The sequence below is a fragment of the Streptomyces sp. WY228 genome, assembly GCF_019287315.1.
Taxonomy (GTDB): Bacteria; Actinomycetota; Actinomycetes; order Streptomycetales; family Streptomycetaceae; genus Streptomyces; species Streptomyces caviscabies.
On sequence record NZ_CP079114.1, the window covers coordinates 6138729 to 6160022 of the forward strand.

Consider the following 21294-nt stretch of genomic DNA (forward strand, 5'->3'; position numbering starts at 1 on the left):
GGACCGGCGCTCGCCCACCCGGAGGAGACCGCCGGACGCCGGCAGGAGAGCCGGACCTAGGATCGCCCCATGGCTACTCACCTCATCACCGGCGCCGGATCCGGCATCGGCGCCGCTGTCGCCCGCCGTCTCCTGGAGCGCGGCGACGACCTGGTCCTGCTCGCCCGTGACGCGGGCCGCGCCAAGGAGTTCGCCGACCGCTACCCGGGCGCGCGCACCCTCGTCGGCGACCTCGGCAACCCGGACCGGCTGTCCTGGGCGTTCGGCCAGCAGACCATGCCCGAGCGGATCGACACCCTGCTGCACATCGCGGGCGTCGTCGAACTCGGCGAGGTCGGCGAGCTCACGCCCAAGGCCTGGCACTTCCAGCTCAACGCCAACCTGATCGCCCCCGCCGAGATCACCCGCCTCCTCATCCCGCAGCTCCGCGCCGCCCAGGGCCACGTCCTCTTCGTGAACTCCGGCGCCGGGCTCAACGCCCACGCCGGGTGGAGCGCGTACGCCGCGAGCAAGCACGGCCTCAAGGCGCTCGCCGACTCGCTGCGCCACGAGGAGCACGCCAACGGTGTGCGCGTCACCACCGTCTACCCGGGCCGCACCGCCAGCCCGATGCAGGCCAAGGTCCACCAGCAGGAGGGCAAGGAGTACGACGCCGCCCGGTGGATCGACCCCGAGTCGGTGGCGACCACGATCCTCATGGCGCTCGACCTGCCGCGCGACGCCGAGGTCAACGACCTCACCGTCCGCCCCGGCCGCTGAGCCCTGGGGAGCAGCGGACCCGCCGGTGACCGTAGGCTTCCCGGGTGAGCGAGAAGAGCAAGTTCAGCGGGTGTCCGGCGACCGGCATCGGGTCGATGCCCGGGGGAGACGCGAGGGAGGCGGCGAAGACCGTCACCGGCTCCTTCGCCGACGGCCAGGGCATGCCGTACCTGGCGGAACTGCCCGCGCGCGGGCCCGGCGCCGACATGATCGGCCGGACCATCGGCATGCTCGTCGAGATGTACGGACACGTCGAGCCGAGCGGCTGGCGGATCAGCGACCGCCCCGGCCGTGACACCCGCCGCGCCCGCTCCTGGCTGGGGGAGGACCTGGATGCCCTGGAGGAGTTCACCCAGGGGTACGAGGGGCTGCTCAAGGTCCAGGCCGTCGGGCCCTGGACGCTCGCCGCCGCCCTGGAACTGCGCGGCGGCGAAGCCATGCTGGCCGACCCGGGCGCCTGCCGCGACCTCGCCGGATCCCTGGCCGAAGGACTCCGCGCCCACCTCGCGGAGGTCCGCCGCCGGATGCCCGGGGCGAAGGTCGTCCTCCAGCTCGACGAACCCTCCCTGACCGCCGTCCTGCTGGGCCGGATCCGCTCCGCCAGCGGCTACCGCACCTACCGCGCCGTCGACCGCCAGATCGTCGAGTCGGCCCTGCGCGACGTCCTCGCGGCGGCGGGCGAGGACGGCACGACGCTCGTCCACTCCTGCGCCCCCGAAGTGCCGTTCGCACTGCTGCGCCGGGCCGGGGCCCACGGCATCTCCTTCGACTTCTCCTTGCTCACCGAGCGTGAGGAGGAGGCGATCGGGGAAGCCGTCGAGGGCTCCACCCAGCTCTTCCTCGGCGTGGTGCCCTCCACGGACGCGGCTTCGGAGGGATTGTCGGACCCGGGCGGTAGCGTCAGGGGAGTCAGGACGCTGTGGAGCAGGCTGGGGCTGAATCCGGGGACTCTCGCCGAGTCCGTCACGATCACCCCGTCGTGCGGTCTCGCGGGTGCGTCGCCCGCGTACGCCCGTACCGCGCTCGCCCACAGCGCCCGGGCGGCGAGGTCGCTCGCGGACAACCCTGAGTGACGGGGACGACGGGTACACAGGAGGACGGGACGATGGCGGGCGAACAGCGGGTGGAGCAGGAGAGTTCGGTCCCGGCGGGCGTGCGGGAGACCCACGCGCTGCTGGCCGAGCAGATCGAGGAGCACCGCTTCCGGTATTACGTGAAGGACCAGCCGGTCGTCAGCGACGCCGAGTTCGACCGGCTGATGCGTTCGCTGGAGGCCCTCGAGGAGGAGTATCCCCAGCTCCGCACCCCGGACTCGCCGACCCAGAAGGTCGCGGGGCCCTATGTCACGGAGTTCACCTCCGTCGAGCACCGCGAGCGCATGCTCTCGCTGGACAACGCCTTCGACGCCGACGAGCTGGCCGCCTGGGCCGAGCGCGTCGCCAAGGACGTCGGCACCCCCGACCACCACTTCCTGTGCGAACTGAAGATCGACGGCCTCGCCGTCAACCTCACCTACGAGCACGGCCGGCTCACCCGGGCGGCGACCCGCGGCGACGGCCGCACCGGCGAGGACATCACCCCCAACGTCCGCACGATCGCCGAGATCCCGCACCGCCTGAAGGGCGAGGACATCCCGGCGCTCGTCGAGATCCGCGGCGAGGTCTTCTTCCCCATGGAGGACTTCGAGGAGCTCAACGCCCGGCTGGTCGCCGCCGACGACAAGCCCTTCGCCAACCCCCGTAACGCGGCGGCCGGTTCGCTGCGCCAGAAGGACCCCAAGGTCACCGCCGCCCGCCCGCTCCACATGGTGGTCCACGGCATCGGCGCCCACGAGGGCCTGAGCATCGACCGCCTCTCCCAGGCGTACGACCTCCTGCACTCCTGGGGCCTGCCCACCGCCCGCCACAACAAGGTCGTCGACTCCCTCGCAGGCGTACGGGAGTTCATCGCGTACTACGGCGACCACCGGCACTCCGTGGAGCACGAGATCGACGGCGTCGTCGTCAAGCTCGACGAGATCCCGCTCCAGGGGCGGCTGGGCTCCACCTCGCGCGCCCCGCGCTGGGCCATCGCCTGGAAGTACGCCCCCGAAGAGGTCAACACCAAGCTGGTCAACATCCGCGTCGGTGTCGGCCGCACCGGCCGCGTCACCCCGTACGCCCAGGTCGAGCCGGTCGAAGTAGCCGGTTCCGAGGTCGAGTTCGCCACCCTGCACAACCAGAACGTGGTCAAGGCCAAGGGCGTCCTCATCGGCGACACCGTCGTCCTGCGCAAGGCCGGCGAGGTCATCCCGGAGATCCTCGGCCCCGTCGTCGATCTGCGCGACGGCACCGAGAAGGCCTTCGAGATGCCGACCCACTGCCCCGAGTGCGGGACGGAGCTGCGCCCCATGAAGGAGGGCGACATCGACCTCCGCTGCCCCAACGCCCGCACCTGCCCCGCCCAGTTGCGCGAGCGGGTCTTCTACCTCGCCGGGCGCAAGTGCCTGGACATCGACCACTTCGGCTATGTGGCCGCCGCCGCGCTGACCCGGCCGCTGGAGCCCGCCGAGCCGGTCCTCAAGGACGAGAGCGATCTGTTCTCGCTCACCGTCGAGCAGCTGCTGCCGATCCGGGCGTACGTCCTGGACCAGGACAGCGGGCTGCCCAAGCGCGACCCGAAGACCGGCGAGGAGAAGATCGCGACGGTCTTCGCCAACCAGCAGGGCGAGCCCAAGAAGAACGCCGTCGCCATGCTGGAGGGCATCGCCGCCGCCAAGGACGCCCCCCTCGCCCGGATCCTCACCGGGCTCTCCATCCGGCACGTGGGTCCGGTCGCCGCCCAGGAGCTGGCCCGTCAGTTCCGCTCCGTCGACCGGATCGACGAGGCGAGCGAGGAGGAGCTGGCCGCCGCCGACGGCGTCGGGCCGACCATCGCCGCCTCCGTCAAGCAGTGGTTCGCCGAGGACTGGCACCGCGAGATCCTGCGCAAGTGGCGCGAGGCCGGGGTGCGGATGGTGGACGAGGGCTCCGACGAGGACGAGGGCCCCCGCCCCCTCGAAGGACACACCGTCGTCGTCACCGGCACCCTCGCCGGGCACACCCGCGACGGCGCCAAGGAGGCGCTCCAGGCGCTCGGCGCGAAGGTCGCCGGATCGGTGTCGAAGAAGACCGCCTTCGTCGTCGTCGGCGACAACCCCGGCTCCAAGTACGACAAGGCGATGCAGCTGAAGGTGCCCGTGCTCGACGAGGACGGATTCGCGATCCTGCTCGAAGAGGGACCCGAACGCGCCCGGGAGGCAGCCCTTCCCGTACCGGAATCCGAGCCCGCGGCGGCCCCGGCGGACAGCGCGGAGTAGACGCGGAGTGACCGACCGCCGGGCCGCGCGTCACTCGCTGTTCTCCGGATCGAGACGCCTTCGAGACGCTGCTCCGGCGTGGCGTGGCCCGGGCGGGGAAGGAAACGGGGCAGAGGGGTGAAGAAGGGTCGGCCGTTCCCCGAATGGCCCTGGCGCACCACCCGTTCGGGCCATTAGCAGATGGTGACGGGTGGTCGGCTCGCATTCGGGCAAGAGCTGTAGAGCGCTGCCCCTGGAAGCCTTTCGCGGCCTACTGTTGAGAGGTGCGCCCGCCGTGCACGGCTGCTCGACCGGGCCGTGACGCCACGGGAGCGGGCGCCACCGAGGGACATCGGCACCGCCGGCTGTGAGAGGGACGGAATGAAACCGACCGAGAGCGCCGCACCGGTGTCGCGCCTGCAAGGTTTCGTCGGCCTCACGCCCCCCGTGGGCGCCGCCGTCGTGGGGATCGCCGCGTTACTGCTGGCGGTCGGGTCCTACCGGACCGTCCAGCAGGGCCACGCGCTCTTCCCGGACGGGGCGGTGGGCTGGTCGCTGGCCGTGCTCACCGGCATCATCGTCGGCCATCTGGTGGCGCTCGGCCGTGACCGCTGGTGGGGCGGCACGGGCTCCGGGGCCGCCCTCACCCTCGCGGTGCTGCTGCTGTACGGCTGGCTGCCGGCCGTGCTGGTCAGCCTCGCCGTCGTGGTGCTCGTCGGGACCGCCCGCCGGCACCGCTGGTGGCAGGGGCTGTTGCACGGCGGCGTCGACATGCTGGGCATCGGCGCGGCCGCCCTGGTGCTGGCCGCCTTCGGCGAGGTGCCCACCGTCGAGGAGCCCTGGCAGCCACTCGACTGGGGCATCGCGGCCGTCCCGGAACTGCTCCTGACGGCGTCCACGTATCTGCTCGTCACCCGGGTCCTGCTGTGGTACGCCCAGGCACCGCACAACGGCGGGCTCCCCACCATCGCCCGGACCGCGATGCTCCGGCAGGGCCTCGTCGCCGTCGCGCTCCTCGGGCTCGCCCCGCTGATCTGCGCCGTCGCGATGTCCATGCCCGTGCTGCTGCCGCTCTTCGCGGTGCCGCTGATCGCTTTGGACTCCACGCTCTGGATCGCCCGCGCCCGCGCCGAGGAGCAGCTGCGCGACCCGCTGACCGGGCTGCCCAACCGCCAGTGGCTGCTGGAGCGCACCTGGTCGGCGCTGGAGGACGCGGAGTCCATCGGCACCCGTTCCGCCCTGGTCCTCATCGACCTGGACCGCTTCCGCGCGGTCAACGACACCCTGGGCCACCTGGCCGGCGACCGGCTGCTGCTGCAGATAGCGGAGCGGCTGCGGCTCGCCCTGCCGCGCGGTGCGGAGGCGGCCAGGCTCGGCGGCGACGAGTTCGCCGTCCTGCTGCCGCACACCGACTCCACCACCAGCGCCCAGCAGGTCGCCCGCCATCTGGTCGCCGAGCTGTCCTCGCCGCTCGACCTGGACGGGCTGACCCTCGTCCTGGAGGCCAGCGCCGGGGTCGCGGTCTACCCCGACCACGCCCTGGACGCCGAGGGCCTGCTGCGCCGGGCGGACGTCGCGATGTACCAGGCCAAGCGGGACCGCACGGGCGTGGAGGTCTACGAGTCCAAGCGCGACAGCAACACCCCCGACCGGCTCGGGCTCCTCGGCGATCTGCGCCGGGCGCTGGACGCGGGCGAGGTCGAGCTGCACTACCAGCCCAAGGTCCGCTTCGACGGGCAGGTCGCCGGTCTGGAGGCGCTGGTGCGCTGGGTGCACCCGGAGCGCGGCCGGGTTCCCCCGGACGAGTTCATCGCCATCGCCGAGTCCTCCGGCCTGATGCCGCACCTCACGGAGTACGTCCTGGAGACGGCGCTCGCCCAGGTGGCCCGCTGGCGGGCACAGGGCCTGTGCGTCCCCGTCGCGGTCAACGTCTCCCCGCGCGACGTCCACACCCCCGGCTTCGCGGGAGGCGTCGCGGCCCGCCTGGCCCGCCACGGCGTGCCCGCGGGAGCGCTCCAACTGGAGATCACCGAGCATGTGCTGCTGGAGGATCCGCAGCGCGCCGCCGATACCCTGGCCGGGCTCACCGCGCACGGCGTGAAGATGTCCCTCGACGACTTCGGCACCGGCTACTCCTCCCTCGTCCACCTGCGCAGGCTTCCGGTCAGCGAACTGAAGATCGACCGGTCCTTCGTGGCCCGTCTCGCCGTCGACCACGAGGACGCGGAGATCGTCCGCTGCACCATCGACCTGGCCCACTCGCTCGGCCTGGTCGTCGTCGCCGAAGGTGTCGAGGACGACGAGACCTGGGAGCGGTTGCGGGACCTCCGGTGCGACGCGGTGCAGGGCTGGCTGGTGGCGGCCGCGATGCCGCCGCAGGAGACGACGGCCTGGCTGCGGGCGCGCGGCGAGCACGGCTGGCGCAGGCCCGCCGAGCTGAAGGCCCAGGCGGCGGCCGCCGCGGGGTCCGCGACGGCCTCGGCCACCGGCTCGATGAACGGGTCGCTGAACGGCGCGGTGAACAGCGCCGCGGAGACCGACACCCCCTGAAGATCCCCGGGAGCGGAGCCCGCACAGGCGTAGCCCCATCGGGCCGGGGCACCCGGCGTCGAAGGACCCCATAGGATTGGGCTCAAAACCACACACCAACCCCTGAGGATCGCTGCATGCCTGGCATCACGCGCGAGGAGGTCGCCCACCTCGCCCGGCTGGCGCGTCTGGAGCTGAAGGGCGAAGAGCTCGATCACTTCGCCGGTCAGCTCGACGACATCATCGGCGCGGTCGCCCGCGTCTCCGAGGTCGCCGACCAAGACGTACCGCCGACCTCCCACCCGCTGCCGCTGACCAACGTCATGCGCGCGGACGAGGTCCGTCCGTCGCTCACCCCCGCGCAGGCGCTCTCCGGCGCCCCGGCCCAGGAGCAGCAGCGTTTCAAGGTGCCGCAGATCCTGGGGGAGGACTAATCGCCATGACGGACATCAGCACCATCATCAAGCTCACCGCGGCCGAGATCGCCGGGAAGATCGCCTCCGGCGAGCTGACCGCCGTCGAGGTCACCGAGGCCCACCTGGCCCGGATCGACGCGGTCGACGAGAAGGTCCACGCCTTCCTGCACATCGACCGCGAGGGCGCGCTCGCCCAGGCCCGTGCCGTGGACGCCAAGCGCGAGGCGGGCGAGAAGCTCGGCCCGCTGGCCGGCGTCCCGCTCGCGCTGAAGGACATCTTCACCACCAAGGACATGCCGACCACCGTCGGTTCCAAGATCCTTGAGGGCTGGGTCCCGCCGTACGACGCCACGCTCACGCGGAAGCTGCGCGACGCCGACGTCGTCATCCTCGGCAAGACCAACATGGACGAGTTCGCCATGGGGTCCTCCACCGAGAACAGCGCCTACGGCCCCACCGGCAACCCCTGGGACCTCACCCGCATCCCCGGCGGCTCCGGCGGCGGCTCCTCCGCCGCCCTCGCCTCCTACGAGGCCCCGCTCGCCATCGGCACGGACACCGGCGGCTCCATCCGCCAGCCCGCCGCCGTCACCGGCACGGTCGGCGTCAAGCCCACCTACGGCGGCGTCTCCCGCTACGGCATGGTCGCCTTCTCGTCCTCCCTCGACCAGGGCGGGCCCTGCGCCCGTACGGTCCTGGACGCGGCGCTGCTGCACGAGGCCATCGCCGGGCACGACCCGATGGACTCGACGTCCATCGACGCCCCGGTCCCGCCGGTCGTCGAGGCCGCCCGCAACGGCTCCGTCCAGGGCATGCGCGTCGGCGTCGTCAAGCAGTTCCGCGGCGAGGGCTACCAGACCGGTGTGCTCCAGCGCTTCGACGAGTCGGTCGAGCTGCTGAAGTCGCTGGGCGCGGACATCGTCGAGCTGGACTGCCCGTCCTTCGACCTGGCGCTCTCCGCGTACTACCTGATCGCGCCGTCCGAGTGCTCCTCCAACCTGGCCCGCTTCGACGCCATGCGCTACGGCCTGCGGGTCGGCGACGACGGCACGAAGTCGGCCGAGGACGTCACCGCCCTCACCCGCGAGGCCGGCTTCGGCGACGAGGTCAAGCGCCGCATCATCCTGGGTACGTACGCGCTCAGCTCCGGCTACTACGACGCGTACTACGGCTCCGCCCAGAAGGTCCGCACCCTCATCACCCAGGACTTCGCGAAGGCCTTCGAGCAGGTCGACGTGATCGTCTCGCCGACGACCCCGACCACCGCCTTCCCGATCGGCGAGCGCGCCGACGACCCGATGGCGATGTACCTCGCGGACCTGTGCACCATCCCCACCAACCTGGCCGGCAACTCCGCCATGTCGCTGCCCTGCGGCCTGGCCCCGGAGGACGGTCTGCCGGTCGGACTGCAGATCATCGCCCCCGCCATGAAGGACGACCGGCTCTACAAGGTCGGAGCGGCCGTCGAGGCCGCGTTCGTGGAAAAGTGGGGGCATCCGCTGCTTGAGGAGGCTCCGTCGCTGTGAGTGCCATGGCAAAGAAGGCCAAGAACTTCAAGAAGTCCAAGACGGGCGCGTACATCGCGATGGGCAGTACCGCGTTCGGCGCCATCAGTGTCGTCAAGCAGGCGAAGCTCGCCCGCAACGACAACGACATCCTGCGCCTCGTCGACGCTGCCGTCTCCGCGGCCGCCATCGTCACCGGACTCGCGATCCTCTATCGCGAACTGAAGCGTCTCGGCGACGACGACGTCCTGCTGGGCTGAGAGGGAAAGTTTCACCGTGACTGTCACTGACCTGGTGTCGTACGAGGACGCGCTCGCGTCCTACGACCCCGTCATGGGCCTCGAAGTCCATGTCGAGCTCGGCACCAAGACCAAGATGTTCTGCGGCTGCTCCACGGAGCTGAAGCAGGACGCCAACTCCCAGACCTGCCCGGTCTGTCTCGGACTGCCCGGCGCGCTGCCGGTCGTCAACGAGATCGGCGTGGAGTCGGCCATCAAGATCGGTCTCGCGCTCCACTGCGAGATCGCCGACTGGTGCCGCTTCGCCCGGAAGAACTACTTCTATCCGGACATGCCGAAGAACTTCCAGACCTCCCAGTACGACGAGCCGATCGCCTTCGACGGCTATCTGGACGTCCAGCTGGAGGACGGCGAGATCTTCCGGGTGCAGATCGAGCGCGCCCACATGGAGGAGGACACCGGCAAGTCGACGCACGTCGGCGGCGCCACCGGCCGTATCCACGGCGCGTCCCACTCCCTGCTCGACTACAACCGGGCCGGCATCCCGCTCATCGAGATCGTCACCAAGCCGATCGAGGGCGCGGGCGCCCGCGCGCCGGAGGTCGCCAAGGCGTACGTCGCCGAGCTCCGCGAGCTGATCAAGGCGCTCGGGGTCTCCGAGGCGCGCATGGAGATGGGCCAGATGCGCTGCGACGTGAACCTGTCGCTGCGCCCGCACGGTCGCGAGGAGTTCGGCACCCGCTCCGAGACGAAGAACGTGAACTCGCTGCGTTCCGTCGAGCGGGCCGCCCGCTTCGAGATCCAGCGGCACGCCGCCGTGCTGTCCTCGGGCGGCACGATCGTGCAGGAGACCCGGCACTTCCACGAGGAGGACGGCTCCACCACGGCCGGCCGCATCAAGGACAACGCCGAGGACTACCGCTACTTCCCCGAGCCGGACCTGGTGCCCGTGGCGCCGGCCCGCGAGTGGGTCGAGGAGCTCCGCAAGGGCCTCCCCGAGCTGCCCCGGCTGCGCCGGGCGCGGCTCAAGGAGGAGTGGGGCGTCTCCGAGCACGACATGCAGTCCATCCTCAACGCGGGCGCGGTCGACCTGATCGTCGCCACGATCGAGGCGGGCGCCCCCGCGGACCAGGCCCGCAAGTGGTGGATGGGCGAGCTGGCCCGTAACGCCAACGAGACCGGCCGCGGTCTGGACGAGCTGCCGATCACCCCGGCGCAGGTCGCCCGGGTGGCCGCACTCGTCGCCAAGGGCGACCTCAACGACAAGCTGGCCCGCCAGGTCATCGAGGGCGTCCTCGCGGGCGAGGGCGACCCGGACACCGTCGTGGAGAAGCGCGGCCTGAAGGTCGTCTCGGACGAGGGCGCGCTGTCCACGGCCGTGGACGAGGCCATCGCGGGCAACGCGGCCATCGCGGACAAGATCCGCGGCGGCAAGGTCGCGGCGGCGGGCGCGCTCGTCGGCGCGGTCATGAAGGCCACCCGCGGTCAGGCCGACGCGGGGCGCGTGCGCGAGCTGATCCTGGAGAAGCTCGGCGTCGAGGGCTGATCACCCCGATCACCACCCGGAGGGGCGGTGCACCCGTGACACGGGGGCACCGCCCCTCCACCCGTCCGGAGAGAACCCCTGAACACCGTCACCGCCGAGCTCGTCTCCTTCGCCCTGCTGCTGGGCGTCCTCGCCTTCGCCGTCGTACGCCCCCGGGGCCTGCCGGAGGCGACCGTCGCCGTGCCCGCCGCCGTGCTGGTCGTGGTGGTCGGTGCGGTCTCCTGGCCCGAGGCGCGGGAGCAGGTCGGCGAGCTGCTGCCGGTGGTCGGCTTCCTCGCCGCGATCCTGGTGCTGGCGCAGCTCTGCGCCGACGAAGGGCTGTTCCGGGCCGCCGGTGACTGGGTCGCCCGCGCCTGTCACGGGCAGACCCGGCCCCTGCTCGGCGGGGTCTTCGTCGTCGCCTCGATCGTCACCGCCGTCCTCAGCCTGGACGCCACCGTCGTCCTGCTCACCCCGGTCGTCCTCGCCACCGCCGCCCGGGTCGGCGCGCGGCCCCGCCCGTACGTCTACGCCTGCGCGCACCTGGCCAACTCCGCCTCGCTCCTGCTCCCCGTCTCCAACCTCACCAATCTCCTGGCGTTCACCGCGAGCGGTCTCTCCTTCACCCGGTTCGCCGCGCTGATGGCGCTGCCCTGGCTCGCCGCCATCGCCGTCGAGTACGCCGTCTTCCGCCGGGCCTTCCGGGACGACCTGGCCGCCGGGGCGCACGCGCCGGATCCCGAGGCGGAGCGCACCCCCGTGCCCGTTTTCACGCTCGTCGTGCTGGCGCTGACCCTCGCCGGGTTCGTCGTGACCTCGTTCGAGGGGGCCGAGCCGCTGTGGGCGGCGCTGGCCGGGGCCCTGGTGCTCGCCGTACGGGCGCTCGCCAAGCGGGAGACCACACCGCTCGCCGTCGTCCGCTCGGCCAACCCGCTGTTCTGCCTCTTCGTCCTCGCGCTCGGCGTCGTCGTCAAGGCGGTCGTCGACAACGGCCTCGGCGACGGCATCGCCGCCCTGCTGCCCGACGGCCACACCCTGCCCGCCCTGCTCGGCGTCGCCGTGGTCGCGGCCCTGCTCGCCAACCTGATCAACAACCTGCCCGCGATCCTCGCCCTGCTGCCGATCGTCGCGCCGGCCGGGCCCGGACCGCTGCTCGCCGCCCTGATCGGGGTGAACCTCGGGCCGAACCTCACCTACGTCGGCTCGCTGGCCACGCTCCTGTGGCGGCGCATCCTGCACGCCCACGGGGACGCCCCGGAGCTGGGCCGCTTCACCCGCCTCGGCCTCGCGACCGTACCGGCGACGCTGCTCGCCGCGACCCTCGCACTGTGGGGGTCGCTGCACCTCATCGGGGTGTGAGGACGCCGTCACCGCGGGTTGGACTTTCGGGTGGGACCTCTTGGACGTTCACCACCGGGCCGTACGCAGTCCTTCCCGACGCCACCCGGTCTGACTAGCTTCCCGGCTGTAACCACCGGAACCAGGAGGCTCCTTTGACCACGGACATGTCACGGCGACGGCTCTTCGCGCTGGGCGGCGGCGCACTCGGCGCCGCTGCGGCCGGATCGTTCCTGCCGCCGTCGCTCCAGGCCGCCATCGCCGCGCAGCCCGCCCACGCGGGGTCCGGCGGGCTCGGGTCGATCAAGCATGTGGTGATCCTGATGCAGGAGAACCGGTCCTTCGACCACTACTTCGGCACCCTGCGCGGCGTCCGCGGCTTCGGCGACCGTAACGCCATCGAGCTGCCCACCGGCTCCACGGTGTTCGAGCAGCCCGACGCGGCCGGCTCCACCGTGCTGCCCTTCCCGGTGCGCGGCGCGGCCGAGGAGCAGAAGAAGGACCTCCAGTACATCGGCGCCCTCGACCACTCCTGGAACGGCGGCGCGAAAGCCTGGGCCGGCGGCTGGATGAACGGCTGGATCAGCGCGAAGACCGCGGCCACGATGGCGTACTACGACCGCCGTGACATCCCGCTCCACTACGAGCTGGCCGACACCTTCACCGTCTGCGACGCCTACCACTCCTCGATCCACACCTCCACCAGCCCCAACCGCAACCACCTCTGGAGCGGAAAGACCGGCTTCGAGGCGAACGGGAAACGGGCCGTCGGCAACGACGCCTACAGCGAGGGCACCCACCCCGGCTACGACTGGTCCACCTACGCCGAGCGGCTGGAGAAGGCCGGGCGCAGCTGGCGCACGTACACCGAGTGGGAGAACTTCACCGACAACCAGATCGAGTTCTACGCCACCTTCAAGGCGGTCGCCCGCAAGGCACTGGCCAAGACCGGCGGCCACACCTACATGGAGTCCTTCTACGCCAAGGTCCGCGGCGCCTCCGAGGCCGAGCGCACCCGGCTCCTCGGGCTGCTGGAGGAGGGCGTCGCCACCCTCACGCAACAGGAGCGCAGCCTGTTCGAGAGGGCGCTGCGCCGGGTGCCCACCGGAACGCTGGCGGACGAGTTCGCCAAGGACGTGGCGGCCGGGACGCTGCCGGAGGTCTCCTACCTGGTGCCCTCGGCGATCGACTCCGAGCACCCGAGCACCTCGTCGCCGGTGCACAGCGCCACCATCGTCTACAAGATCCTCGACGCGCTCGGCAAGCACCCGGACGTCTGGCGGCACACCGCCGTACTGATCAACTACGACGAGAACGACGGCTTCTTCGACCACGTCCCGCCGCCCGTCGCACCCCCCGAGGTCACCGACGAGCAGTGGGAGGGCCGGCCCACCGGCCTCGGGATCCGGGTGCCGCTGCTGGTCGTCTCGCCGTGGACCGTCGGCGGATACGTCTGCTCCGAGGTCTTCGACCACACCTCCGTCATCCGCTTCCTGGAGCGCTGGACCGGGGTGAAGGAGCCCAACATCAGCGACTGGCGGCGTCGTGTCACCGGCGACCTCACCTCCGCCTTCGACTTCACCCGGGCCCGGCGGCAGCCCGCCGTGGAGCAGCCCGGCGCGATCCCGCCGGTCAGCGGACGCTGGCAGCCGAAGCCGCCGGCGGTCCAGCAGCTGCCCGAGCAGGAGCCCGGCGCACGCCCGGCGCGCCCGCTGCCCTACCGGCCGGACGCCCACGCTCGGCGGTCGGGCGACGCGCTGCGGGTGGAGCTCGACAACACCGGCCGGTCCTCGGCGCACTTCGCGCTGTACCCGTACGCGGGCGAGTTCCCGGCCCCGCAGCACAAGGACGTCCGGGGCAGCGCGCACTGGACCGTGCCGCTGACCGGTGAGGCGTACCGCTTCACGGTCACCGGGCCGAACGGCTTCCGGCGCGAGTTCGCCGGACCGGCCGACGGGGGAGCGGAGGTCGCCGGCCGCATCGACCACCGCGACCGCGACATCCACCTCACCCTGCGCAACACCGGCCGCCGGCCCCTGACCTTCCTGGTGCGGCCGCTCGGCTACGTCGACGAGGACGACGTACGGGACTGGACCCGCCGGGTCACGGTCAAGCCGGGCCGCGGCCGGTCGCTCGTGCACTCGGCGGCCGACGCCCACGGCTGGTACGACATCGAGGTCACCGTCGACGGCGAGGACGGCTTCCGGCGACGGCTCATGGGGCACATCGAGAACGGCCGCGCCAGCGTCTCCGGCTGACCGGATCCGAGGGGTCACAGGGCTTGATCCAGCCCGTGTAGGGAACAGATCAAGCCCTGTGACCATGGCCACGAAACGGACAAAGGATCACGTTCTGCTGACAGAGTGACGGTCTCAGGTCATGAGACGTTTGCGGGCAGATCACGTTATCTGCGGGTAAAGGTCCACGAACCCGCAGGGAGCTCATCCGTTGGCTGCCATCGCCCGCTGGTGCATCAGGCACCGCCTCGTCGCCGTCCTCATCTGGCTCGCCGCCCTCGGCGGAACCACCGCCGCGGCGGGTTTCGTGGGTTCGGCCTACTCCAACGACTACGAGGTCCCCGGCACGGAATCCGGCCGGGCCACCGAACTCCTCTCGCGCGGCTTCACCGACCTCGGCGGCGACACCGACACCGTCGTCTGGCACACCACCGGCTCCACGGTCCGCGCCGCCGACGTCGAGCAGACCATGACCCACACGCTCCACGCGATCGAGGGCCTGCCCGGCGTGGGCGGGGTCACCGGCCCCTACGGAGCCGCCGGTTCCGGGCAGATCAGCGAGGACGGCCACACCGCCTACGCCACGGTCACCTTCGACAAGCCCGCCGACGAGATCCCCGCCGCCCAGGCACAGGCCCTCGTCGACACCGCGAAGGCCGCCGAGGCCGACGGGCTCCAGGTCGAGCTGGGCGGCACCGCCGTCGCCCTCACCGAAGCGCCCTCCGTCCACCTCGCCGAGGGCATCGGCGTCGTCGTCGCGGCCGTCGTGCTCTTCCTCGCCTTCGGCTCGCTCGCCGCCAGTCTGCTGCCCATCGCCACCGCCCTGGTCTCCGTCGGCACCGCCTACGCGGGCATCGTGCTGCTCGGCCAGGTGATGACCGTCGCCGACTTCGCCCCGATGCTCGGCATGCTCATCGGGCTCGGCGTGGGCATCGACTACGCCCTGTTCATCGTCACCAGACACCGCAGAGGACTCCGGCGCGGGATGTCGGTCGACGAAGCGGCCGAGAACGCCGTCACGACCACCGGGCGCGCGGTCGTCTTCGCCGGGGCCACCGTCTGCATCGCGCTCCTCGGCATGCTGATCCTGCGGCTGAGCTTCCTCAACGGCGTCGCCATCGCCGCCTCGCTCACCGTCGTCCTCACCGTGATGGCCTCCGTCACCCTGCTGCCCGCGCTGCTCTCCCGCATCGGGATGCGGGCGCTCAGCCGCCGCGAGCGGCGACAGCTCGCCGAACACGGACCCCGGCCCGAACTGCCCACCGGCTTCGCCGCCCGCTGGTCCGCCTTCGTCGAGCGCCACCCCAAGCTGCTCGGCGGCGTCGCGGCGATCGTCATGGTGGTGCTCGCGCTGCCCGCCCTCGGCCTCCACCTGGGCACCTCCGACCAGGGCAACAACCCGGCCACGGCCACCACCCGGCAGGCCTACGACCTGCTCGCCGACGGCTTCGGGCCCGGCGTCAACGGCCCCCTCACCATCGCCGCCCAGCTCGACGGCGCGGACGACCGGCTGGCGCTGGACTCGCTGCCCGAGACGCTGCGCTCCACCGAGGGCGTCGCCTCCGTCAGCCCGGTCACCTACAACGCGGGCGGCGACACCGCCTTCCTCACCGTCGTACCCGACTCGTCACCGCAGTCGCAGGACACCAGCGAGCTGGTCGACCGGATCCGCGCCGACGTGCTCCCGCCGGTCCAGGACACGACCTCGCTGGAGGCCCATGTCGGCGGGGTGACGGCGAGCTACGACGACTTCGCCGAGATCATCGTCGGCAAGCTGCCGCTCTTCGTCGGCGTGGTCATCGGACTCGGCTGCCTGCTGCTGCTCCTGGCCTTCCGCTCCATCGGCATCCCGCTCAAGGCCGCCGTGATGAACGTCGCCGCCGTCGCCTCCTCCTTCGGCGTCGTCGTGGCCGTCTTCCAGTGGGGCTGGGGCAGCGAACTGCTCGGCCTCGGCAGCGCCGGGCCCATCGAACCCTTCCTGCCCGTGATCATGGTCTCGGTCCTCTTCGGCCTCTCCATGGACTACCAGGTCTTCCTGGTCGGACGGATGTACGAGGAGTGGCTGGAGACCGGCGACAACCGACGGGCCGTCCGGGTCGGCCTCGCCGAGACCGGCCGGGTGATCAACTCCGCCGCCGTGATCATGATCTCCGTCTTCCTCGCCTTCGTGCTCAGCGGCGACCGGGTCATCGCGATGTTCGGCATCGCGCTCGCCACCGCCGTGGCGCTGGACGCCTTCGTCCTGCGCACCCTGCTGGTGCCCGCCCTGATGCACATGCTCGGCGGGGCGAACTGGTGGCTGCCGGGCTGGCTGGAGCGACGGCTGCCCAGGATCAGCATCGAGCCGCCCGACTGCGTACCGCTCCATGCGAAGATCCCGGGGGCGCGCGCCACGGAGGAGGGCGCCGCGCACACCGAGGAGGAGCACGATGTTCGCCATATCGCTGGGTGACGAGACGGCGGAGCTGCGCCCGCTGGAGCCCTGGCAGGCCGTGGAGTTCCTGGCCCACATGGACCGGGCCCGGGAACTGCTCGACCCGTGGATCCCGTTCGCCTCGTACGCCACCGACCTGGACTCGGCGCGCGCCCTGCTCCAGAAGTACGCGGACAAGCAGGCGGCGGACACCGGACGGCTGTACGGGATCTGGCTGGCGGGCACTCTCGTCGGCGGCGTCCTCTTCCCGTCCTTCGACGCCGAACGGGGCAACTGCGAGGTCGGCGTCTGGCTGGAGCCCGCCGCCCAGGGCCGCGGGCTGATCACCCGCGCCGCCGAGCGGCTGATCGACTGGGCGGTGTACGAACGCGGCATGCACCGCGTGGAGTGGGACGCCTCTCCCGGGAACACCCGGTCGATCGCGGTGGCGAAGCGGCTCGGGATGACCCGGGACGGGGTGCTCCGGCAGAGCTACTTCTACCGGGGGGAGCGCCACGACTCGGAGATCTGGTCCGTCCTCGCCCCGGAGTGGAAGGCCCGCGCGGGGCGCTGAGGCCCGGCGCACGCCCGGCGTTAAGGGGGCTCTCATCCGGGCCCCCTAGCGTGCGGCGCATGAACACCACCCCCTCCAGGACGACGACCCCGTCCCCGACCACCCCGCCCGCCGGGACGACCGACCCCGCCGAGGGCACCGCCGACGCCGTTACGGAGGACGCGACCGGACAGGACGCGACCGGGCCGGACACGACCGGGCCGGACACGACCGGGCCGGACACGACCGGCCAGGACGCCACGGCGAAGGACCCGCTCGCGAAGGACGCCACCGGTACGCCGTCCGGCGCGGCCGACGCCACGACGGCCTCCGACGACGTCGCCGACGGGACCGACCGGGCCGACCGGACCGCCGAGGCCGACGACGCCGACGAGGACCTGGAGCCCGACCCCTTCACCGAGGCCCGGCGCGGCGTCGGCGCGGGCGCGGCCGCCGTCGTCTCCGCCGCCCTGGGCGTCGTCGCCCTGACCGGCGCGTGGACCGGCCGGGTCGCCGCCGAGCGCGAGACGCTCATCGGCCAGATCAAGACCTCCGGCGGCGGCAGCGCGGCCCAGCAGATCTCCGAGATCTACGGCGACGCCTGGCACACCACCGCCCTGGTCAACGGCGTCTTCGCCGTCCTGGCCCTGCTCGTCGGCGTCTTCGTCCTGGTCCGCCCCGCCTTCGGCGTCCCCTCCGAGAAGCCGCAGCCCGGCTGGGTCCGCGCGGTCGCGCTGGCCGGTGTCGCCCTCGGCGCGCTCGGCGTCCTGATCTCCGTGGGCATGTACTTCGACCTCTTCGTCGCGCTGCCCACCGCGGGCACTCCGGCCGCCGGCTGACCCGGGCCGCGCCCCGTACGGCACACGTCTAAGGCCCCCGCTCATCCCTCGGACACGGGGTGAGCCCGCCTAAGGCCCCCACCGCCGCGAAGATGCGGAACTCGCCCGATGCGGCACCCCCTCCTGGCCGACGACAGTGGACACACGGCGAACACAGGGCCCCGGCCGACCGGCCGGGCACCCCTCCGGTCCGCTGCCACGACCAGGAATCGGGGAGTACCTCATGTACGCGTACGAGCTCTACCGCCACACCTCGGCCGAGCTGATCCGCCGGGCCGACGCCGAGCGCGAGACCGGCCGGGCCCGCCGCCTCCGCCGCGCCGCCCGCCGTACCGGACGCGGCGATCCGGGAGGGAAGGTGATGGAGGCCGACCCCACCCGCTTCGCCCCGGCCGCCTGACCGTGTCCGGGCCCGGGACGACCGCCGAGCCGGGACCGGACCGCGCCCGGAGCATGATCACCGTCGGCGAAAAACATCCCGCCGCCTCGCACGCGTATGCGATGCTCGGCGGCGTGGAGACCAGGTCAGTGAGCCCCGTGTTCGTCGGGCGCGCCGAGGAGCTCGCCTCGCTCACCGAGGCGCTCGGGCGGGCAGCGTCCGGCGACCCCCAGGCGCTGCTGATCGGCGGCGAGGCGGGCGTCGGCAAGACCCGGCTGGTCGAGCAGTTCGTCACGGCGGCCGAGCGGCGCGACGCCGTGGTGGCCGTCGGCTCCTGCGTCGAGATCGGGGCCGACGGACTGCCGTTCGCCCCCTTCCCGACCGCCCTGCGCGCCCTGCGCCGGGCCCTGCCCGAGGAGATGGCCGCCGCCGTCGCCGGGCAGGAGGGCGAACTGGCCCGCCTGCTGCCCGAGCTGGGCGAGGTCCACCGGGACGCGACCGACGAGCACAGCACCGCCCGCCTCTTCGAACTCACCGTCCGGCTGCTGGAGCGGATCTCCGCCGACCGGGCGGTCGTCCTCGTCCTGGAGGACCTCCACTGGGCCGACACCTCCACCCGGCATCTGCTCGCCTATCTCTTCCGCACCCTGAGCACCGGCCGCCTCATGGTCGTCGGCACCTACCGTGCCGACGACATCCACCGCCGCCACCCGCTGCGCCCGCTCCTCGCCGAGCTGGACCGGCTGCGCACCGTCACCCGCGTCGAACTCGACCGGTTCAGCCACGACGAGGTCGGCCACCAGCTCGCCGGCATCCTCGCCGCGACGCCCGAGGCCGCACTCGTCGACGAGATCTTCGACCGCTCCGACGGCAACGCCTTCTTCGTCGAGGAGCTCGCCCGCTCCCTGGAGTGCTGCGGTGACAGCTCCGGGCTGACCGAATCGCTCCGCGACCTCCTGCTCGTCCGCGTGGAGGCGCTGCCCGAGCACGCCCAGCGGATCGCCAGACTGGTCGCCGAGGGGGGGCTCGTTCGTCGAACACGAACTGCTCGCCGCCGTCGCCGGACTCGGCGAGGACGAGCTCGACGAGGCCCTGCGCGCGGCCGTCGGCGCCAACCTGCTGCAACCCGCACCCGACAGCGACGGCTACCGCTTCCGGCACTCGCTGGTCCGCGAGGCCGTCAGCGACGACCTGCTGCCCGGCGAACGCACCCGCGTCAACCGCCGCTACGCCGAAGCCCTGGAGGCCGACCCCTCCCTCGTACGGGACGACGAACGCGCCACCCGCCTCGCCAGCTACTGGTACGCCGCCCACGACGCCCCCAAGGCCCTGCCCGCCGTCCTCCGGGCCGCCGTCGAAGCCCGCCGCCGCTACGCCTACTCCGAGCAACTGCGGCTCCTGGAGCGGGCGATGGAGCTGTGGGACGACGTTCCCGACGCGGTACGCGCCACCCTGCGCCCCTTCGACTACGCGGAGGTCTACCCGGCCTCCGCGTGCGACCCGGAGAACACCCCGCTGCGCTACCTGGACGTGATGGCCGAGGCCACCGTCGCCGCCCACTTCGGCGGCGACCGCACCCGCGCCCTGGCCATCTCCAAGAAGGCCATGCGGGTCCTGGCCTCCGAGTCCGACCCGCTGCGCGAGGCCTGGTTCCTGGTGCAGCGCAGCCGGCTGGCGCAGTCCCTCGACAAGGGGGACGGCTGGGAGGAGCTGGCCACCGCGCAGGAACGGGTACGCGGACTGCCGCCGTCCGCCGTACAGGCCGACGTCCTGACCAACGTGGCCAGTTGGAAGGCGCTGCACCGGCCGGGATCGGAGGCGCTGGCCGACAGCGACCGCGCGGTGGAGTACGCCCGGCTCGTCGGCGACGAGTACATCGAGTTGCACGCCCGTCTCACCCGGGGCTGGCTCACCGCTGACGCGGGCGGCGTCGAGGACGGCCTCGCCGAGATGTACGCCGTCCGGGACCGCGCCGAGCAACTGCACCTGATGAACCTCCTCGGCCGGGTCAGCGTCAACCTGCCCTCCTCGCTCGAAGCGATGGGCCGCTCGCTGGAGGCCGTCGCCGCCGCCGACCACGGCATCGAGATCTGCCACAGCCACGGCCTGGCCGACTCCGGGGCCTGGGTGTACGCCAACCAGTCGCAGTCCCTGTTCTCCCTCGGCCACTGGTCCCAGAGCGAGGCCGCCGCCGCGTCCTCCGCCCGGCTGGCGCTGGGCTCCAGGGGCAAGGGCCTCGCCGCGCTGCGCCGTACCGAACTGGCCGTCTCCCGCGGTGATTTCGCCGAGGGCGAGGAGCTGCTCGCCCAGGTGCACAAGCTGTTCGGGCACCGCGATCCGCAGCACCAGCACGTGATCGACCCCGTCCGGCACGGCATGGTGCTGGCCGCCCTCCAGGGCAGGCTCGCCGAGGCCCGGACCGCGTTCGAGGAGCTGGCCGGGGCCGGCTTCCCGCCCGGCACCCAGCGCTACGCCCTGCCGCTGCTCCAGACCGCCGCCATGATCGAGGCGGACGCCCGCGGACTGCCCGCCGCCGAACCGGACCGGCCGAGGCTGCTCGCCCTGATCCGCCGGTGCCTGAAGAACCTCCCGATGCTCGTTCCCGTATGGGTGGCCTACGGCGTCTTCATCGAGGCGGAGCTGGCCCGGGCGGAGGGCACGGACACCCCCGGCCACTGGGCCCGCGCCGCCGAGGCCTTCGGCCCGCTGTGCCGCCCGTACCAACTGGCCCAGATCCACCGCCGCTGGGCGGAGTCGCTGCTCATCGCCCCCGGTGACCGGGCCACCGCCACCGCCCTGCTGCACCGCTCCCTGGAGGCCGCCCGCCGGCTCGGCGCCCGCCCGCTCGCCGAGGCGGTCGTACAACTGGCGGCCCGGGCCCGCATCACCCTGGACGGCCCCGGCACGGCGCCCGGCGACGACAGCGGGATCCACCCGGCCGTCCTGGCCGCCGAGCCGGGCGGAGAGGGCCGGGAACCGGCGCCGGGCGAGGAACAGGACCCGGCCGTCGCCGCCGTGGCGTCCTTCGGGCTGACCCCGCGCGAGCAGGACGTGCACCGGCTGGTCGCGGCGGGGCACACCAACCGCAGGATCGCCGAGGAGCTGTTCATCTCGCCGAAGACCGCGAGTGTGCACGTCTCCAACATCCTGGCCAAGCTCGGCGTCTCCAGCCGGGGCGAGGCGGCCGCCCTCGCCCACCGCCTGCGCCTCTACCCGACCGCGTAAACCCGGTCAAGATCCGCCGGA

General features: G+C 72.4%; 14 protein-coding genes and 1 pseudogene. All 15 read left to right on the plus strand.

Translation table 11 applies throughout. The annotated features are described in order from the left end of the window. Positions 1–69 precede the first annotated feature (69 nt). Positions 70–759 (plus strand): SDR family oxidoreductase, encoded by a 690-nt coding sequence (locus KV381_RS26960; protein ID WP_098026586.1) that lies wholly within the window; start codon positions 70–72, stop codon positions 757–759. A 44-nt stretch (positions 760–803) separates the two neighbouring features. Continuing rightward, complete coding sequence (locus KV381_RS26965) at positions 804–1832, plus strand: methionine synthase (protein WP_086779092.1); 1029 nt, start codon at positions 804–806, stop codon at positions 1830–1832. Between the two features lie 32 nt (positions 1833–1864). Further along, positions 1865–4096: an NAD-dependent DNA ligase LigA gene (gene ligA, locus KV381_RS26970; RefSeq protein ID WP_218786589.1), complete on the plus strand. Its 2232-nt coding sequence runs from the start codon at positions 1865–1867 to the stop codon at positions 4094–4096. 360 nt (positions 4097–4456) lie between these two features. Beyond that, positions 4457–6625 carry a bifunctional diguanylate cyclase/phosphodiesterase gene (locus KV381_RS26975; RefSeq protein ID WP_030078987.1) on the plus strand — a complete coding sequence of 723 codons (2169 nt, stop codon included), beginning with the start codon at positions 4457–4459 and terminating at the stop codon, positions 6623–6625. Positions 6626–6741: 116 nt separating this feature from the next. Further along, the gene (gene gatC, locus KV381_RS26980; protein WP_003966094.1) at positions 6742–7038 is read left to right on the plus strand and encodes an Asp-tRNA(Asn)/Glu-tRNA(Gln) amidotransferase subunit GatC; all 297 of its coding nucleotides are present in this window, start codon (positions 6742–6744) and stop codon (positions 7036–7038) included. Between the two features lie 5 nt (positions 7039–7043). After that, on the plus strand, positions 7044–8546 hold the full coding sequence (gene gatA / locus KV381_RS26985; protein ID WP_218786590.1) for an Asp-tRNA(Asn)/Glu-tRNA(Gln) amidotransferase subunit GatA: 1503 nt from the start codon (positions 7044–7046) through the stop codon (positions 8544–8546). 5 nt (positions 8547–8551) lie between these two features. Beyond that, complete coding sequence (locus KV381_RS26990) at positions 8552–8785, plus strand: hypothetical protein (RefSeq protein WP_030078978.1); 234 nt, start codon at positions 8552–8554, stop codon at positions 8783–8785. 16 nt (positions 8786–8801) lie between these two features. After that, entirely contained in the window at positions 8802–10310 is a 1509-nt protein-coding gene (gene gatB / locus KV381_RS26995) for an Asp-tRNA(Asn)/Glu-tRNA(Gln) amidotransferase subunit GatB (protein ID WP_218786591.1), read from the plus strand. Positions 10311–10388: 78 nt separating this feature from the next. Beyond that, positions 10389–11648: an SLC13 family permease gene (locus KV381_RS27000; RefSeq protein ID WP_030632713.1), complete on the plus strand. Its 1260-nt coding sequence runs from the start codon at positions 10389–10391 to the stop codon at positions 11646–11648. A gap of 134 nt (positions 11649–11782) precedes the next feature. After that, positions 11783–13885, plus strand: a complete 2103-nt coding sequence (locus KV381_RS27005; RefSeq protein WP_030078972.1) for a phosphocholine-specific phospholipase C — start codon at positions 11783–11785, stop codon at positions 13883–13885. A gap of 190 nt (positions 13886–14075) precedes the next feature. After that, a complete protein-coding gene (locus KV381_RS27010) occupies positions 14076–16316 on the plus strand; it encodes an MMPL family transporter (RefSeq protein WP_030078970.1) in 2241 nt (746 codons plus the stop codon). Further along, positions 16294–16851, plus strand: a complete 558-nt coding sequence (locus KV381_RS27015) for a GNAT family N-acetyltransferase (protein WP_030078968.1) — start codon at positions 16294–16296, stop codon at positions 16849–16851. Before KV381_RS27010 ends, KV381_RS27015 begins: the two co-directional genes overlap by 23 nt. Positions 16852–16910: 59 nt before the next feature. After that, complete coding sequence (locus tag KV381_RS27020) at positions 16911–17669, plus strand: hypothetical protein (RefSeq protein ID WP_218786592.1); 759 nt, start codon at positions 16911–16913, stop codon at positions 17667–17669. A gap of 223 nt (positions 17670–17892) precedes the next feature. After that, positions 17893–18069: a hypothetical protein gene (locus tag KV381_RS27025; protein ID WP_218786593.1), complete on the plus strand. Its 177-nt coding sequence runs from the start codon at positions 17893–17895 to the stop codon at positions 18067–18069. A gap of 53 nt (positions 18070–18122) precedes the next feature. Beyond that, a pseudogene (locus KV381_RS27030) lies at positions 18123–21273 on the plus strand (AAA family ATPase). Positions 21274–21294: the final 21 nt, after the last annotated feature.

Excerpts from the sequence above, each read along its gene's own strand:
- gatA (WP_218786590.1), top strand. The coding sequence starts at position 7,044 with ATGACGGACATCAGCACCATCATCAAGCTCACCGCGGCCGAGATCGCC.
- KV381_RS27015 (WP_030078968.1), top strand. The coding sequence starts at position 16,294 with ATGTTCGCCATATCGCTGGGTGACGAGACGGCGGAGCTGCGCCCGCTG.
- KV381_RS26960 (WP_098026586.1), top strand. The coding sequence starts at position 70 with ATGGCTACTCACCTCATCACCGGCGCCGGATCCGGCATCGGCGCCGCT.
- KV381_RS27020 (WP_218786592.1), top strand. The coding sequence starts at position 16,911 with ATGAACACCACCCCCTCCAGGACGACGACCCCGTCCCCGACCACCCCG.
- KV381_RS26975 (WP_030078987.1), top strand. The coding sequence starts at position 4,457 with ATGAAACCGACCGAGAGCGCCGCACCGGTGTCGCGCCTGCAAGGTTTC.
- KV381_RS27025 (WP_218786593.1), top strand. The coding sequence starts at position 17,893 with ATGTACGCGTACGAGCTCTACCGCCACACCTCGGCCGAGCTGATCCGC.
- KV381_RS26990 (WP_030078978.1), top strand. The coding sequence starts at position 8,552 with ATGGCAAAGAAGGCCAAGAACTTCAAGAAGTCCAAGACGGGCGCGTAC.
- gatC (WP_003966094.1), top strand. The coding sequence starts at position 6,742 with ATGCCTGGCATCACGCGCGAGGAGGTCGCCCACCTCGCCCGGCTGGCG.
- ligA (WP_218786589.1), top strand. The coding sequence starts at position 1,865 with ATGGCGGGCGAACAGCGGGTGGAGCAGGAGAGTTCGGTCCCGGCGGGC.